The sequence below is a fragment of the Pseudomonas tehranensis genome, assembly GCF_014268615.1.
GTDB classification, from domain to species: Bacteria; Pseudomonadota; Gammaproteobacteria; order Pseudomonadales; family Pseudomonadaceae; genus Aquipseudomonas; species Aquipseudomonas tehranensis.
In genome coordinates, this window is record NZ_JABWQV010000110.1 from 1 (window position 1) to 15,294 (window position 15,294).

Annotated in this window: 15 protein-coding genes and 1 pseudogene; 12 read left to right on the forward strand and 4 right to left on the reverse strand. The window is 62.5% G+C overall.

From position 1 onward, the window contains the following. The first annotated feature begins 138 nt into the window (after positions 1-138). The 8 genes from ribH to HU811_RS16415 all read left to right on the forward strand — a co-directional run bounded on the left by ribH (position 139) and on the right by HU811_RS16415 (position 5,306). Positions 139-615, forward strand: coding sequence for a 6,7-dimethyl-8-ribityllumazine synthase (ribH, locus tag HU811_RS16380; RefSeq protein WP_047229743.1), 477 nt, complete (start codon positions 139-141; stop codon positions 613-615). Continuing rightward, positions 612-1,112, forward strand: a complete 501-nt coding sequence (gene nusB, locus HU811_RS16385) for a transcription antitermination factor NusB (RefSeq protein ID WP_047229742.1) — start codon at positions 612-614, stop codon at positions 1,110-1,112. Before ribH ends, nusB begins: the two co-directional genes overlap by 4 nt. A gap of 18 nt (positions 1,113-1,130) precedes the next feature. Further along, on the forward strand, positions 1,131-2,096 hold the full coding sequence (gene thiL, locus HU811_RS16390; protein WP_186656948.1) for a thiamine-phosphate kinase: 966 nt from the start codon (positions 1,131-1,133) through the stop codon (positions 2,094-2,096). Continuing rightward, positions 2,093-2,596 carry a phosphatidylglycerophosphatase A family protein gene (locus HU811_RS16395; RefSeq protein WP_092394784.1) on the forward strand — a complete coding sequence of 168 codons (504 nt, stop codon included), beginning with the start codon at positions 2,093-2,095 and terminating at the stop codon, positions 2,594-2,596. The genes thiL and HU811_RS16395 overlap by 4 nt, the downstream gene beginning before the upstream one ends. 11 nt (positions 2,597-2,607) lie before the next feature. Beyond that, positions 2,608-3,366: a substrate-binding periplasmic protein gene (locus tag HU811_RS16400; RefSeq protein WP_092394781.1), complete on the forward strand. Its 759-nt coding sequence runs from the start codon at positions 2,608-2,610 to the stop codon at positions 3,364-3,366. A gap of 109 nt (positions 3,367-3,475) precedes the next feature. After that, complete coding sequence (gene ribA / locus HU811_RS16405; RefSeq protein WP_092459517.1) at positions 3,476-4,093, forward strand: GTP cyclohydrolase II; 618 nt, start codon at positions 3,476-3,478, stop codon at positions 4,091-4,093. Then, positions 4,090-4,509 carry a hypothetical protein gene (locus tag HU811_RS16410; protein ID WP_047229737.1) on the forward strand — a complete coding sequence of 140 codons (420 nt, stop codon included), beginning with the start codon at positions 4,090-4,092 and terminating at the stop codon, positions 4,507-4,509. Before ribA ends, HU811_RS16410 begins: the two co-directional genes overlap by 4 nt. After that, a complete protein-coding gene (locus HU811_RS16415) occupies positions 4,509-5,306 on the forward strand; it encodes a cobalamin-binding protein (protein ID WP_186656950.1) in 798 nt (265 codons plus the stop codon). The genes HU811_RS16410 and HU811_RS16415 overlap by 1 nt, the downstream gene beginning before the upstream one ends. 126 nt (positions 5,307-5,432) lie before the next feature. On the opposite strand, the gene HU811_RS16420 is transcribed toward HU811_RS16415, so the two are convergent. From HU811_RS16420 to HU811_RS16435, 4 genes are all read right to left on the reverse strand, one after another. Next, positions 5,433-7,313 carry a TonB-dependent receptor domain-containing protein gene (locus HU811_RS16420; protein ID WP_186656952.1) on the reverse strand — a complete coding sequence of 627 codons (1,881 nt, stop codon included), beginning with the start codon at positions 7,311-7,313 and terminating at the stop codon, positions 5,433-5,435. A 148-nt stretch (positions 7,314-7,461) separates the two neighbouring features. Continuing rightward, positions 7,462-9,360 carry a 1-deoxy-D-xylulose-5-phosphate synthase gene (gene dxs / locus HU811_RS16425; protein WP_186656954.1) on the reverse strand — a complete coding sequence of 633 codons (1,899 nt, stop codon included), beginning with the start codon at positions 9,358-9,360 and terminating at the stop codon, positions 7,462-7,464. Positions 9,361-9,465: 105 nt separating this feature from the next. Continuing rightward, positions 9,466-10,353 (reverse strand): (2E,6E)-farnesyl diphosphate synthase, encoded by an 888-nt coding sequence (gene ispA / locus HU811_RS16430; protein WP_186656956.1) that lies wholly within the window; start codon positions 10,351-10,353, stop codon positions 9,466-9,468. After that, on the reverse strand, positions 10,350-10,592 hold the full coding sequence (locus tag HU811_RS16435) for an exodeoxyribonuclease VII small subunit (RefSeq protein ID WP_047229733.1): 243 nt from the start codon (positions 10,590-10,592) through the stop codon (positions 10,350-10,352). The genes ispA and HU811_RS16435 overlap by 4 nt, the downstream gene beginning before the upstream one ends. 489 nt (positions 10,593-11,081) lie before the next feature. Between HU811_RS16435 and HU811_RS16440 the strand changes: the two genes are divergently transcribed. The 4 genes and pseudogenes from HU811_RS16440 to HU811_RS16455 all read left to right on the forward strand — a co-directional run. After that, entirely contained in the window at positions 11,082-11,870 is a 789-nt protein-coding gene (locus HU811_RS16440) for a YfaP family protein (RefSeq protein ID WP_092459505.1), read from the forward strand. Positions 11,871-11,900: 30 nt separating this feature from the next. Then, positions 11,901-13,610, forward strand: coding sequence for a DUF2138 domain-containing protein (locus HU811_RS16445; RefSeq protein ID WP_092394760.1), 1,710 nt, complete (start codon positions 11,901-11,903; stop codon positions 13,608-13,610). Next, positions 13,595-14,254 carry a DUF1175 domain-containing protein gene (locus tag HU811_RS16450; RefSeq protein ID WP_186656958.1) on the forward strand — a complete coding sequence of 220 codons (660 nt, stop codon included), beginning with the start codon at positions 13,595-13,597 and terminating at the stop codon, positions 14,252-14,254. Before HU811_RS16445 ends, HU811_RS16450 begins: the two co-directional genes overlap by 16 nt. After that, positions 14,251-15,294, forward strand: a pseudogene (locus HU811_RS16455) (alpha-2-macroglobulin family protein); the annotation flags it as partial. The gene HU811_RS16450 and the pseudogene HU811_RS16455, both read left to right, overlap by 4 nt.

A 15,294-nucleotide genomic window follows, 5' to 3' on the forward strand; every position in this document is an offset into this window, starting at 1 on the left:
CAGCGGGGATAAATCCCCTCGCCACAAAGATATGCAAGTGAGCGGCAATGCGGGATCTGCGGGTGCTGTAATTCGTGGCTAATATCACCAAAGGAGCGCGTATTCGAACGCGCTCTGGCTCTTTAAGAGATCTGACGAATGACCCTGAAGACCATCGAAGGTACCTTCATCGCCCCTCAAGGCCGCTACGCTCTGGTAGTGGGCCGTTTCAACAGCTTCGTGGTTGAGAGCCTGGTTGGCGGTGCGGTCGATGCCCTGGTTCGCCATGGCGTGAGCGAAAGCGACATCACCATCATCCGTGCGCCTGGCGCCTTCGAAATTCCGCTGGTTGCGCAGAAAGTCGCTCAAAAGGGCGAATATGCGGCGATCATCGCCCTGGGCGCGGTCATTCGTGGCGGTACTCCGCACTTCGAATACGTGGCCGGCGAATGCACCAAGGGCCTGGCCCAGGTGTCCATGGAGTTCGGCGTGCCGGTCGCCTTCGGCGTGCTGACCGTTGATTCCATCGAGCAAGCCATTGAACGTTCCGGCACCAAGGCCGGTAACAAAGGCGCCGAAGCCGCCCTGTCCGCCCTGGAAATGGTCAGCCTGCTGGCGCAGTTGGAGGCCAAGTGATTAGCGACGAAAGCGATCGTTTCAACCCGCGCGATCCCAAGCCAGCCGATGCCGGCAAGCCTTCGAAGAGCGTCAAGCGTCGCGAAGCCCGTCAGCTCGCGACCCAGGCGCTGTATCAATGGCACATGGCCAAGCAATCGCTGAACGAGATCGAAGCGCAGTTTCGGGTCGACAACGATTTCAGTGACGTTGATGGCGCGTACTTCCGCGAGATCCTGCACGGCGTCCCGGCCCACAAGACCGAGATCGACATTGCCTTGGCCCCTTGCCTGGACCTGACCATCGAAGAGCTTGACCCGGTTGAACTGGCCGTGTTGCGCTTGTCCACCTGGGAACTGATGCAGCGCGTCGATGTTCCGTACCGCGTAGTGATCAACGAAGGGATCGAGCTGGCGAAAGTCTTCGGCTCCACCGATGGCCACAAGTTCGTCAACGGCGTGCTCGACAAGCTGGCCCCGCGTCTGCGTGAAGCTGAAGTGAAGGCGTTCAAGCGCTGATTGGCGCTTGGTATCCCAATGGGTGAGTTTGAGCTGATCCGTCATTACTTCGCCGCCGCGTCTTGTGCGCAGGGCGGCGAGGGCGTTGCGCTCGGGATCGGCGACGACTGCGCCTTGCTGGCCGTTCCACCCGGGGAGCAGTTGGCGGTGTCCACCGATACCCTGGTGACCGGCGTGCATTTTCCAGACCCTTGCGACCCGTTCCTGCTCGGCCAGCGCTCGCTGGCCGTGGCGGTCAGTGACCTGGCCGCCATGGGCGCTACTCCTTTTGCATTTACCCTGGCCCTGACCTTGCCGACGGTGACCGCCGATTGGTTGCAAGCCTATGCCCGCGGTTTGAACCTGATGGCCCAAGCGTGTGATGTCGCGCTGGTGGGCGGTGACACGACGCGTGGGCCGCTGAGCATGACCTTGACGGTGTTCGGTCGCGTGCCATCCGGCCAGGCCCTGACTCGCGGCGGCGCGCAGCCCGGTGATTGGCTATGTGTCGGTGGCGAGCTGGGCAATGGCGCTGGCGCATTGCCGCTCGTGCTTGGGCAGCGCACTGCCGAACCTGATGTCGCTGAGCCGTTGCTGACGCATTATTGGTCGCCACGCCCGCAAATCGACCTCGGTCTGGCGCTGCGAGGCAAGGCTGGCGCGGCGATGGATATCTCTGATGGCCTGCTGGCCGATTGCGGGCATATCGCGCTGGCGTCAGGTGTGGCCTTACAAGTTGAGCGCGACCGCCTGCCATTGTCCAAGGCTTTGGTAACGTTCCTGGGCCGAGCGAATGCCGTGCATGCCGCATTGAGCGGTGGTGACGATTACGTGTTGCTGTTCACCTTACCGCCTGTCCGACTGCTGGCGTTGCAGGCCGAGGGCTGGCCAATCCATGTGATCGGCCGCGTGGTGGCCGGGCAAGGTGTCACGCTGCTCGACAGCGATGGGCGCGACATCACCCCACAAATTCGGGGCTATCAACATTTTCGGGAGACACCGTGACAGATCATCCCAACCAGGTCCCAGCGGAGTTCGTTCCGCCCTCGGTCTGGCGTAATCCCTGGCATTTCCTGGCGTTCGGCTTCGGTTCGGGCACTTTACCTAAAGCTCCGGGCACCTGGGGCTCGCTGGTTGCGCTACCCTTCATACCGTTGTGGCAGATGTTGCCGGACTGGGGCTACTGGCTGATGCTCGGCATCACCATGCTGTTCGGCTTCTGGCTGTGCGGCAAGGTGGCGGATGACCTGCGGGTGCACGATCATGAGGGTATCGTCTGGGACGAAATGGTCGGCATGTGGATCACCCTGTGGCTGGTGCCTGAAGGATGGTATTGGCTGCTGGCGGGTTTTCTGATGTTCCGCTTCTTCGACATTCTCAAGCCTTGGCCGATTCGCTGGATCGACCGAAAGGTGCACGGAGGCGTCGGCATCATGCTTGACGATGTATTGGCTGGCGTTTTCGCCTGGCTGGCTATGCAAGGATTGGTGTGGTGTTTTACCTGAGGGATTCAGGCATGAATGTAAGCCGTGCGCTGCTTCTGTTGTTGTGTCTAGGGCTCTGTTTCGGTGCGCGGGCGGCCGAGGCGACGACGCTGCCCGGCAAGGTGCGCGCGGCCAGCGAAGAGTGGGAGGATTACTCCCAGGCCGATGGCAAGGGTATGGCGTGGGACATCTTGCGTGAAGTGTTCGAGCCCGTCGGCGTGCGGTTGGAAACCCGCAGCGTGCCCTATACCCGTTCAATCGGGCTGGTGCAGCGCGGTGAGGTCGACGTGCAGGTCGGTGCTTATCTCGATGAGTCGGAGGGGGTGCTTTATCCCAAATGGCACTACGATATCGATCACATCTACGCCTTGGGGCTAGCCTCCAAACCGTCCCCGACACTGGAGACGGTCGGCAACTATCGGTTGGTGTGGATGCGTGGCTACGAATACGACAGCTATCTGCCTGGTATCCGCAAATTCAACGAAATTCACCGCGCGGTGGGTATCCTGCCGATGCTGGTCCATGACCGCGCCGATTTTTATATCGATGCGTTGATGGAAATCGAGAACTTGCTTGCCAAGGCCGAGAATCCCCAACAGTTCAAGCGTTCACCGTTGATCAACCTGCCGCTTTACCTGGGCTTCGCCGACACCGAAAACGGTCGGGTGCTCCGGGACCTGTTTGACCGGCGCATGGCAGAACTGGTGAAAAACGGTCGACTGAAGCCGATATTCGAACGCTGGAAGCAACCCTATCCCTTCGACGACCACGGCAGGCCACCGAAGGCGTAATCAATCTTTTCGATGGTTATGGCCGATAATTCAGCCTGAGCGTCGGTCGGGACGTGCTGTTACAATGCCCGCCTCTGCGAATCTCCAGTAATAGATCAGGAGCACACCGGTGCCTGTCGTTTTTGTTGCCGCTTCCAAGCTGCCAACGCCCTTTGCGCAATTCACCATGCATGGTTTTCTCGATGAAGCCACCGGCCGCGAGCACGTCGTGCTGAGCCTGGGTGATTTCGCCGACGGTGCCCCGGTACTGGGCCGCCTGCACTCTGAATGCCTGACCGGCGATGCCTTGTTCAGCCAGCGCTGTGATTGCGGCTCGCAACTTGAGGCCGCGCTGCGGGCCATTGCCCGCGAAGGCCGTGGCGTGCTGCTTTACTTGCGCCAGGAAGGCCGCGGCATTGGCCTGTTGAACAAGATTCGCGCCTATGAACTGCAAGATGGCGGCGCCGATACCGTGGAAGCCAACGAGCGCCTGGGGTTTGCCGCCGACCTGCGGGATTACAGCATCTGCCTGCCAATGCTCGAACATCTGGGGGTCAAGGCGTTGCGCTTGATGACCAACAACCCGCGCAAGGTCAAGGCGATGACCGATATGGGCATCGTGGTGGCCGAACGCGTGCCACTGCACACCGGGCACAACCCCCACAACAAACTTTACCTGGCGACCAAGGCCAGCAAGCTCGACCACATGATGGGCAACGAGCACCAGGGCGAGGTCGACCGGGCGTGACGCGCGGTCAGGTCCGGCGGCGACTGTCCGTCAGTTGGTGGCAATACCTGGCGCTGGCCTTGCTGCCGCTGTTCGTGATCAACGCGGTATTCGGCCAGGGCGAAGCGATTCTGCCGGTACTGGCAATGCCGCTGTTTATCGCTGGCGTGGCATCGATGTTTGTCAGCCTGCGCTTCTTTGGCGCTTACAAACACGCTTTGATCGCCACCCAAAAAGCCCTCGACACCCCCGAAGAACCTCAAGCCTGGATCGCCTTGGCAGCCCGGCGGCGTGTGGCCTTTCTCGCTGCGGGCCTGCCGGCCTGGATCGGCGCCCTGGCGGTGTTCGTGGGCCTGGAAGCGGTGCCGTTGATGCTGCTGGCGTTGTCCACGACGGTATTGTTCTACCTGTATCGCATCCCGCGTCAGCTCGGTTGATGATCCGCTGCCTGGCGGTCCTGCTGTTGGCCGTCAGCGCCTCGACGGTGGCGGCCCAGCGTGTGGTCAGCCTGGCTCCGTCCCTGTCTGAAGTCGTGGTTGAACTGGATTCCGCCGACCTCCTGGTGGGCGTGCTGGATGGCGGCGATCGGCCCTTGGCGTTGAAAGACCTGCCTTCTGTGGGGCGTTATGGGCAATTGGACATGGAGCGCTTGCTCAGTATCAGGCCCGATCTGCTCCTGCTCTGGCCCGGCAGCGTCGGCAACGCCCAACGCCAGCAGCTCAAGGGATTGAAGATTCCCGTCTACGTTGCCGAGCCCCACAGACTCGACCAACTCATCAGCCAAATTGAAGACATCGCCACGCAACTCGGCCGCCCGGAGCGGGGTGCGAGACGAGCGGCGCAGTTGCGCGGGCGTCTTGAGGCGTTGCGTCAGCGCTACCGGCGCGACACGCCGTTGCCGGTGTTCTATCAGGTCTGGGACCGGCCGCTGTACACCGTTGGCGGCGAGCAGATCATCAGCGATGCACTGGCGGTTTGCGGGGCGCGCAATGTGTTTGCCGACCTGACCCTGCCGGCGCCGCAGGTGAGTGTGGAGTCAGTGTTGCAGCGCAATCCGCAGATCATCCTGGCCACAGACCAGGCCCAGCTCGACGCCTGGAAAGCCTGGCCGCAGCTGGCGGCGGTGGCGCAGGGGCGGCTGCTGTTAGTCAGTGACAAGGGGCTGGAGCGGCCCAGTGGGCAGATGATCGAGGCGACGGCGCGGTTGTGTGGGTTAATCGCGCCGGACCGCTAGACCGCGGCGTCTGCTTCGCGAGCAAGCCCGCTCCCACTTTGGACCGCGTCCCAGCAGGCAACATTGATCAACTGTGGGAGCGAGCCTGCTCGCGATGAGGCCAGTCCAGGCAGCACACGTTCTGGATCAGAGCGCCGGCGTCCAAGTCACCCCAAACAACCAGGCCCGGCCTTCCTCCCGGTACCCATACTGCCCACCTTCATGGCTATACAGCGCTCGGCTGTAGCCCTTGTCCAGCAGGTTATCCACCTTCATCTCCAGCTTCACCTCGCGGTTCAACGCCCAACTGCCGCGTAACCCGAGCAGCGCATAACCGCCCAGGGCATTGCGGTTGTTCTCATCGTCGTAGCTGCTGCTCACGGCTTGCCAGGTGGCGCCCAGGCCCAGTCGGTCGAATTGACGGTCCAGGTCCAGGCTCAGGGTCCGGCGCGCACGGCGGGCGAGGGTGTGGCCGCTGTCGCGGTCCCGTGGGTCGATGATGGCCAGGCCCAAATTGCCCTGCCAGCCGAATAACTCTTGGCTCAGGGCTGCTTCGAAACCGTTGATCCGTGCCGAGGCGACGTTTTGTGGGCGGGAGTTGCTGCCGAAAATGATCGCGTCTTCCAGGTCCGTGCGGTACAGCGAAGTTTCCAGGCGGGCGTTGTCGCTCAGTTGGCTGCGCCATTGCAGTTCGTAGCTTTTCGCGGTTTCGGGTTTCAGGTCCGGGTTGCTGAATTGCGGGTAGTAGAGGTCGTTGAAGGTCGGTGCGCGAAAGCTTTCACTGTAGGTCAGCAGCACATCATTGTCCGGATTCACCGGCAGGGTGAGCGTGCCGCTCCAGCTATTCCGGGCACCGAACTGCTGATTCTGGTCGCGGCGCACGCCCAGTTCAGTGGAGAACGTTTCGCCGCGCCAGCGATGCTGGATAAACGCGGCACGGTTCCAGCGGCTGTCTTCGTCATACGGCGTGCTGCTGTTGATCCGGTCTTCATACCAGTCACCACCAACGATCAGGCTGTTGCGATCATCCAGCGTGACATCGTTCTGCCAGGTCAGCGAGTCGCGGTAGGTGTTGAACACTTCCCGGACATCGCTGAGCTTGTCGAAGGTTTTTTCGCGGTTTTCGCTGTGGCCCAGTTCCAGGCGTGATTTCCAACCGTCGGTGATGCGCCCATCGACATACGTACTGAAACTGCTCACCGCGAAATCACTGTAGGGCTGCTGGGGCAGCGACTCGAAGGTGTTCGGGTCGAAGCGGCCGAACGGATTGTCGTATTCGCTTTTACCGCGGTTATCCAGCAGGTTCAGGCCCACTTCCAGATCAGCGTTGAGCTCATGACTCACGCTCAAGCTCAAGGACTGGTTACGGTTGGCGTCCGCGTCCCGGTCGCTGGCGTAGGATTCATGGGTGCGATTGGTCCCATCGGTTTCATCCAGGCTGGCGCCGAGGTTGAAGCGTGTCTGGTCATCGCCACCGGACAGGCCCAGGCTGCGTTCCCAGGTCTGGTGGGTACCGAAACCCAGGTGCAAGCGCGGTTGCAGGCCTTGTTCGTTAGCGCGGCGGGTGAAAATCTGGATCACCCCGCCCACCGCGTCGGCGCCGTAGATCACTGAGCGCGAACCGCGCAGCACTTCCACCCGTTCGATCTGGTTGATGTTCAGGCGTTGCAAGTTGCTGTCGCCGGAGGTGGAGTTGCCGATGCGCTGGCCGTCCACCAGCACCAGGCTCTGGGCCGATTTGGTGCCGCGAATGTAAATCCCCGGCAGGCTGCCCCGCCCGCCCAGCGGCGCCACCTGCACCCCCGGCACGCGGTTGAGCAAGTCGGTCACGCTGCTCGGTTGCAGGCGCTCAATGTCGTCACGAGTGAATACCGTGTTGGCGGCGCTACTGTCGTTGCGCGCTTCGACCTGGCGGTTGGCGCTGATGACCACGTCGGGGAGCTTGAGGGCTTGGTCGCGTTCGAAGGTGTCGGCCAGCAGGTCGGTGGTTGTTAGCAGTGAGAAGGTCAGGGCGAGGCGCAGTTTCATGGGTGTTCCGAGAAATATGGCTCCACTCATCCCCCTGTGGGAGCGAGCCTGCTCGCGATAGCGGTGCGTCAGTCGATATAGATGTCGACTGCTCTTACGCCATCGCGAGCAGGCTCGCTCCCACAAGGGATTTGTGTGGTCTGAAGATTTACCGACCCAACAGCTGCAACCGCTGGCGCACCGCCCCTTCGATCCCGGCCTCATCCAGCCCGCATTCGGCCAGCATCTGCGCCGGTTTGGCGTGTTCGACGTAGATGTCCGGCAAGCCCAGGTGCAGCACCGACTTGAGGATATTTTCCCGAGCCAGGAATTCACTGACTGCCGCGCCGGCGCCGCCCATGATGGCGTTTTCCTCGACGGTCACCAGCAGTTCGTGACTGCCGGCCATTTCGCGCACCAGGGTTTCGTCCAGAGGTTTGACGAAACGCATGTCCACCACGGTGGCGTCCAGTGTTTCGGCGACCTTCAGGGCCTCGGCCAGTTGCACGCCAAACACCAGTAGGGCGGTCTGCTTGCCCTGGCGGCGGATCACGCCCTTGCCGATTTCGATGGGTTCGAGATCCGTCGAGAGGGTCGCGTTCGGGCCGCTGCCGCGAGGGTAGCGTACCGCCGCCGGGCCATTGAACAGGTGCCCGGTGGTGAGCATTTTGCGCAACTCGTTTTCATCGCTCGGCGTCATCAGCAGCATGCCGGGGATGCAGCGCAGGAACGACAGGTCGAAACTGCCGGCGTGGGTTGGGCCGTCTTCGCCCACCAAACCTGCGCGGTCGATGGCGAACAGCACATCGAGGTTCTGCACCGCGACGTCATGAACGAGCTGGTCGTAGCCACGTTGCAGGAAGGTCGAATAAATCGCCACCACCGGTTTCGCGCCTTCGCACGCCATGCCGGCGGCGAGGGTGACGGCGTGCTGCTCGGCAATCGCCACGTCGAAGTAGCGCTGCGGGTAGCGTTCGCTGAAGGCCACCAGGTCCGAGCCTTCCTTCATCGCCGGGGTAATGCCCACCAGGCGTGGGTCAGCGGCGGCCATGTCGCACAGCCATTGGCCAAACACAGCGGAATACTTCGGTCCGCTGGCCTTCTTCGGGGCGGCGGCCGGGGCGTCCACCGGCTCAAGCTTGGTGATGGCGTGGTAACCGATCGGGTCGACTTCCGCCGGGGCGAAGCCTTTGCCTTTCTTGGTCACCACATGCAGGAACTGCGGGCCTTTGAGATCGCGCATGTTGCGCAGGGTGGCGATCAGTGTGGGCAGGTCATGGCCGTCGATGGGGCCGATGTAGTTCCAGCCCAGCTCCTCGAACAGCGTACCGGGCACCAGCATGCCCTTGGCGTATTCCTCGGTGCGGCGGGCGATTTCCCAGGCGCCGGGCAGGCGCGAGAGCACTTTTTTGCTGCCTTCGCGCATGCTGGCGTAGGTGCGGCTGGAAAGAATCTTCGCCAGGTAGTTGGACAACCCACCGACGTTGCGCGAAATCGACATGTCGTTGTCGTTGAGGATCACCAGCATGTTGGCGTTGACTTCCGGCGCGTGGTTCAGCGCCTCGAATGCCATGCCTGCCGTCAGTGCACCATCGCCGATCACGGCAATCGCCTTGCGCTCGCTGTCTTGCAGACGGGCGGCAATCGCCATGCCCAGGGCGGCGCTGATGGAGGTGCTGGAATGGCCGACACCAAAGGTGTCGTACTCGCTCTCGGAGCGCCGCGGGAACGCTGCCACGCCGTCCTTCTGGCGCAGCGTGCCCATGCGCTCGCGACGGCCCGTGAGGATTTTATGCGGATAGGCCTGATGACCGACGTCCCACACCAGCCGGTCGTCCGGGGTGTCGAACACGTAATGCAGCGCGATCGTCAGCTCGATGACGCCAAGGCCGGCACCGAAGTGCCCACCGGTCTGGCCGACCGTGTAGAGCAGCTCCAGGCGCAACTCATCGGCCAGGGTTTCCAGCTCGGCTTCACCCAGGCGACGCAAGCCGTCCGGCGTGTTGGCGCGGTCCAGCAGCGGCGTGGTCGGGCGTTTGCGGGGAATCTCTTGAAACGTCGTGGGCATCAGGCGAATCGTTATAGGTATAGAAAGAGGCGGCAGTTTACCTTATGCATCGCAAGCTGCCCACGCGTAGGCCGGAACTTGGCCGATACGCAGTCTGACCCCGTATCAGCTACGGCGTTCGACGATATATCGGGCCAGCTCGCGCAACGGCTCGGCCGCCGCGTCAAAGGGTCGCAGCGCGCTCAGGGCCTGGTCGCGCAACTCCAGGGCATAGGCCTTGGCTGCGTCGAGGCCGAGCAGGGCCGGGTAGGTCGGTTTGTCGCGAGCGATATCGGCGCCCTGGCGTTTGCCCAGGGTCTGGGTATCGCTTTCGACGTCAAGAATGTCGTCCTGCACCTGGAACGCCAGGCCAATGGCCCGGGAATAGGTCTGCAAGGCTTGCAGTTGCTCAGGCGTGGCTCGACCGCTGGCCAGGGCGCCGAGTTTGACGCTGGCCTCGATCAAGGCGCCGGTCTTGTGCCGATGCATGTACTCCAGCGCGTTTTGATCGAGCTTGAGGCCCACCGAACCAAGGTCGATGGCCTGGCCGCCGACCATTCCGGCGGGACCGGCCGCCAGCGCCAGGGTGCTGACCATGTCCAGGCGAATCTGCGCCGGGCAATCGTTCAGCGTCGGCTCCAGCAGGGCGCTGAACGCCAGGCTCTGCAAGCCGTCACCGGCCAGGATCGCGCAGGCTTCGTCGAATTTCTTGTGGGTGGTGGGCTGGCCGCGACGCAAATCGTCGTCGTCCATGGCCGGCAAATCATCATGGACCAGCGAATACGCGTGGATCAGCTCCACTGCGCAGGCCGCGCCGTTGGCCTGTTCAGGCGCGCCGCCCAAGGCCTCGCAGGCCGCATAGGCCAGCAGCGGCCGGACGCGCTTGCCGCCGTTCATCACGCTGTAGCGCATGGCCTCGTACAACCGCGCCAGCTCAGGGCTTGGGGCGGTGAACAGGCTATCCAGTGCCGCGTTGACCCGGGCCTGGCTGCTGGCCTGATAAGCGCCGATCATTCAGGCTGGTCCGCGTCGAACGGCTCTTCGGTCAGCTCACCATCGCGCTCGAGCAACAATTGCACCTTTTGCTCGGCCTGGGCCAGCGCCGCCTGGCAGTCGCGAGTCAAGCCGATACCCTGCTCGAAGGCGGTCAGCGAGTCTTCCAGCGACAACTCGCCGTTCTCCAGCCGCTCGACCAGCGTTTGCAGGTCGGCCAGAGATTGTTCGAAGTCCAGTGCAGCTTTTTTGCGGGCCATGGCGGCGATTCCGGTTGACTGTTAAACGGGCGCGACACTAGCAGACATGGGGTGTTGGGGCAAATCAGGGTGGGGTAATTCGAAGCGGGACGGTGGGCTTTTACCTGCCCGCTTTTGTGGCGAGGGAGCTTGCTCCCGCTCGACTGCGCAGCAGTCGCAATCCAGATTAACCCCAGCAGGTTGGGGGCTGCTGCGCAGCCCAGCGGGAGCAAGCTCCCTCGCCACGGGATTGGGTCGGAAATTACGTCAGTTTTCCTATTCGGCTCATATGGTGAGCCGAATAAGCTCCCTATTCGGCTCACGCCCCCCCTCAGTACGTGATTTCCCACACAGAATCGCGCGTTGCCTGATTGTGAATAATCCGCCGAATCGCTAACCTTCGCCGCATCTACGGGCCTCTTGTGGCGGGGCCTTCAGACGTAACCCGAATAATGACAGGCAGCGCCGAGGAAGGGCGCCGGGTTGCGTCATGCATGGCAGGAGGCATACATGCGTTTTCTTTCGTTGTTGATCGTGCTGACGGGCGCGCCGCTGGCGTGGGCCGAGCCTGCCGCCGAGCTGTCGGAGCCCGTGGGCGGCTGGCGTTACAGCGGCTTGCTCGATCGCACTGAGAACCCGCGCGTGGCCTATCCCACACCGCCCATCGACCGAGGCGTGCAGCGCAATCGCACGATGATCGAAGGCCGGCTCAAGGCCATGGGCACAGCCCGTGCGCCCCACAGCCTGGCGGTCAACGGCAATCCACTGAATCTCTATACCGACGACGAAGGGCGTTTCGCCCGGCCGTATGCCTTTGGCGCTGGCTCCAACAGCGTCGAAGTACGCAGCTCCGCAGGCCAGTCCCTCAAGCGCGTGCAGTTCTATGAAGCCAACAACCAGCGAACCCCGGCGCAGATCCGCGTGGTGCTGGGCTGGGACGATCCCAAGGCCGAACTGGACCTGCACATCGTCACCCCCGACGGTCAGCATGCGTTCTTCGGCCGGCCGGCGTTGAGCAACGGCGGCGGCCTCGACCCCGATGGCGTCGATGGCCCCGGTCCCGAGATGTTCACCATGACCGCGCCGATGCACGGCACCTACCTGGTCTACGTGAACTACTGGGGTAACTACGGCAACGGTGGCTACAACTTCGAAGAAACCAGCAACCAGAACGAGGTGATCACCTCGCAGATCAATCTGGTGCTCAACGAAAACACCGTCGATGAAAAACGCGAAACCTTTGTCGTGCCCCTGCGCGCCATCGGCGATCTGTTGCTGGTCAAGACTTTCAACTATTAATGCTCCACGGATGAACAGGCCCTTGTGAATATGAGCGACAACACTGCTTCCCCGACCGCGCCGGCCCCCGCCGCCAAACCCGCGCGCCGCTGGCCGGCGCTGCTGATCGGGCTGTGCCTGGTGGCCGGTGTCGCTGCCGGACTGGGTTGGTTCATGACCAAGCCCAAGGCGCCGCCGATGGAACTGGCCCTGGAAAAACTCGGTCTGAGCCGCCCCGATGGCCTGCTCGAGGCCCATTCCCTGAGCCAGTTGCCCAGGGACTTGTTGGCGGTGCCGTTCCTCAAGGCCACGCTCACCGAAGATTTCGTCTTCTATTACGAAACCCATGCCGACCGCCTCGGGCTGATCGGCAGCCTGCGGCGGATCATCTACGAGCATGACCTCAAACTGCAGGACAGCCTGATCGAGCAGCTTTTCGACCAGCCGGCCGACGTAGCGCTATGGCGCGGCGCCGACGGGCGGCTCAAGGATTTTCTGCTGGTGATGGATCGCGGTGGCCTGGCCAAGGTGCTGGAGCCGCTGGCAAAAGTGGCGCTGGATGATTCACAGCTCAGTCAGCTCGGTGAGATGAAGGTGGCGGGCGACGTGGTGCCGGTCTATCAACTCACCTATAACGCCAGCAAAGCCCTGGTGTTCGCTTCCCATGGCGACAAGCTGGTGGTGTTGTCCAATCCGACCAGGCTCTACGACCTGGGAAGTGGCCCCACCGACGAACCCGGCATGGTCTCGACCCAGGCCCTCGAAGCGTTGCTGGCCGGTGAAAAACTCTTCCCCGAAGCCTTCGGCCTGCTGCCCAAGGCGCCTGAGGTCAAGCAACGCATCTCGGTCAATGCCAGCGTGCTCGCCATGGGCTACCAGCGATTCATCCCGAACTTCGCCGGGTTGCGTTTCGATATGGACGACAACGGCTGGCACAGCTTCCTGGCCATGGACGAACTGGAAGACCAGCCAGACTTCGACTTCAAGCCCATCTGGCAAGCCATGCCCATGGGCGCCAGCGCCTGCGTCGCCTTGCCTCTGGCCGCCGAACAACAGAAACCGTTGCTGGTGAAACTCGGTGCCGACGACAGCGCGGCCCAGACCATGATCGAGCACATGGCCGGCGCGGCGGGGCTGTGCTGGTACGCCGACTCGCGGCTGTACACGCCACTGCTGGTGGCGAACCTGAACGATGACGGCGGCAAGCTCGATGCCGACTTGGGCAAGCTGTTCGGTTCGATGGTGGGCGCCTACGAAAACAATGTCGCCGAACATGCGTTTGCGGTTGTTGAAACACAGGAAGGCCCGATGCACCGCTGGCAACGTCAGGTCAGCTCCAACTTCGGCCCTTACCCGGCCAAGGAGGCCGCGCAGCCCGAGGCGATCACCGGCAAGGCGTTCATGCAAGTCAGCCTGGCGCGGCACGGTTCGACCCTGCTGTTTTCCCTTGACGACAAACTGGTGGACAAGGCCCTCGGCACCCTCGACAAGCGCTTCCCGCCCATGGCCGACGTGGTGCCCAAGGACCTGCTGATGCCGGTCTACTTCGGCCCGGATGCCATGGCGCAACTGATGCAGCGCGAAACCCTCGACAGCTTGCCCCAGGACATGGAGCCGGTGTTCTACAACGCCGCGCAAACCTACCTGATTCCGAAGCTGCGCACCCTGGGCGGCTACGGCAAATACGCCCTGACATTGCCTGAAGGCAGCGAGCCGGACGGTCACTGGCAGTGGTTGCCACTGGAATGGAAAGCGCTGTGATCGGGTTGATCCGTCGCCCCGGATGGGTGTTGATGCTGGCGCTGCTGCTGGGCGGGCCGGCGTTTGCCGCTCAGACAGCCTCGCTGGATGTACAGCAATCGAAGGTCTTTCGCGCCTGGTTCGTGCGTATCGCCCAGGAACAACTGACCAGAGGCCCGAGCCCGCGCTGGTACCAACAGGATTGCGCCGGGCTGGTGCGCTTTGCGGCCAATGAAGCGCTGAAGGTCCACGACCAGAAGTGGTTGCGCAGCAATGGCCTGTCCAATCGCTACCTGCCGCCAGAGCTTGAGCTCAGTGACGCCCAGCGACGTCTGGCCCAGCAATGGCAACAGGGCGGCGGCAAGGTCGGGCCCTACGTCAACGCCATCAAGCTGATCCAGTTCAACAGCCATCTGGTGAGCCGGGACGTCACCCAGGCCCGTCCGGGCGACCTGATGTTCTTCGATCAGGGCGATGACCAGCACCTGATGATCTGGATGGGCCGCAACATCGCCTACCACACCGGCACCACCACCCCAACCGACAACGGCATGCGCTCGGCAAGCCTGCAGCAACTCATGAACTGGAAGGACACCCGATGGATACCCGACGCAGCCAACCCCAACTTCATCGGCGTCTATCGACTCAACTTTCTCTCCCAATGACCGGTGCCCGCATGCTGCGCTTGTGTTCAAAATTGCCCCTGCTGTTCGCCTTGTTGCTGGCGCCCATCGTCCATGCCGAAGACACGGTGGAGCCCAGCGGCTACACACCGTTGGCCGGTGAAAGCTTCTTCCTGCTGGCCGACAGCAGTTTTGCCAGCGACGAGCAAGCCATGGTCCGCCTCGAAGCGCCGGGTCGCGACTATCGGAAATTCCGCATGGAGCCGTATGGCGGTGCCGATATTCGCGTTTATCGCATCGAAAAACCGCTGGATTTCCTCAAACGCCAGAAGAACCTGCACCGGGTGGTCAGCGACGGCCAGTTCAAGGGCGAAGGGCTGTCGAACACCCTGGCGTACCTATGGGACAACTGGTACCGAAAATCCCGTCGGGTGATGCAGCGGGCGTTTTCCTACGAGTCCCGGCAGCAAGTCACCGAGCAAGTGCCGGAACTGAAAATGGGCAGCGCCATCGCCGCACCGACGCCCTACGATGCGCAACCACAGTTCGCCTTGATTCCGGGGTTGCCGGTGGTCAGCCAGTTCCGTTATCCGCTGTGGCAGGCCAAGCCGATCCAGCCGCCAGCGGGGGTCAACCTGGCGGGTTCGTCGAGTGAATTCATCAGTGTCGCGCCAGGCAACGTCTACGTGCCGCTGGGCCAGTTGAAACCGGGGCTATATCTGGTCGAAGCGCTGATCGGTAAATACCGGGCCACCACCATGGTCTTTGTCTCCAACACCGTGGCGGTGAGCAAGATCGCCGGTGACGAGCTGCTGGTCTGGGCCGCGCGTAAACACGAAGGTCGTTCGGTGCCCAAGGTCAACGTACTGTGGACCGACGGCCTGGGCGTGATGAGCAGCGGCGCCACCGATGAAGACGGCTTGCTGCGCCTCAAGCACGTCAGCCCGGAGCGTTCGTTCGTCATCGGCGAGGACGAGGAGGGCGGGGTATTCGTCTCGGAAAATTTCTACTACGACAGCGAAATCTACGACACCAAGCTGTTCGCCTTCACCGACCGGCCGCTGTATCGGCCGGGGGGCTGG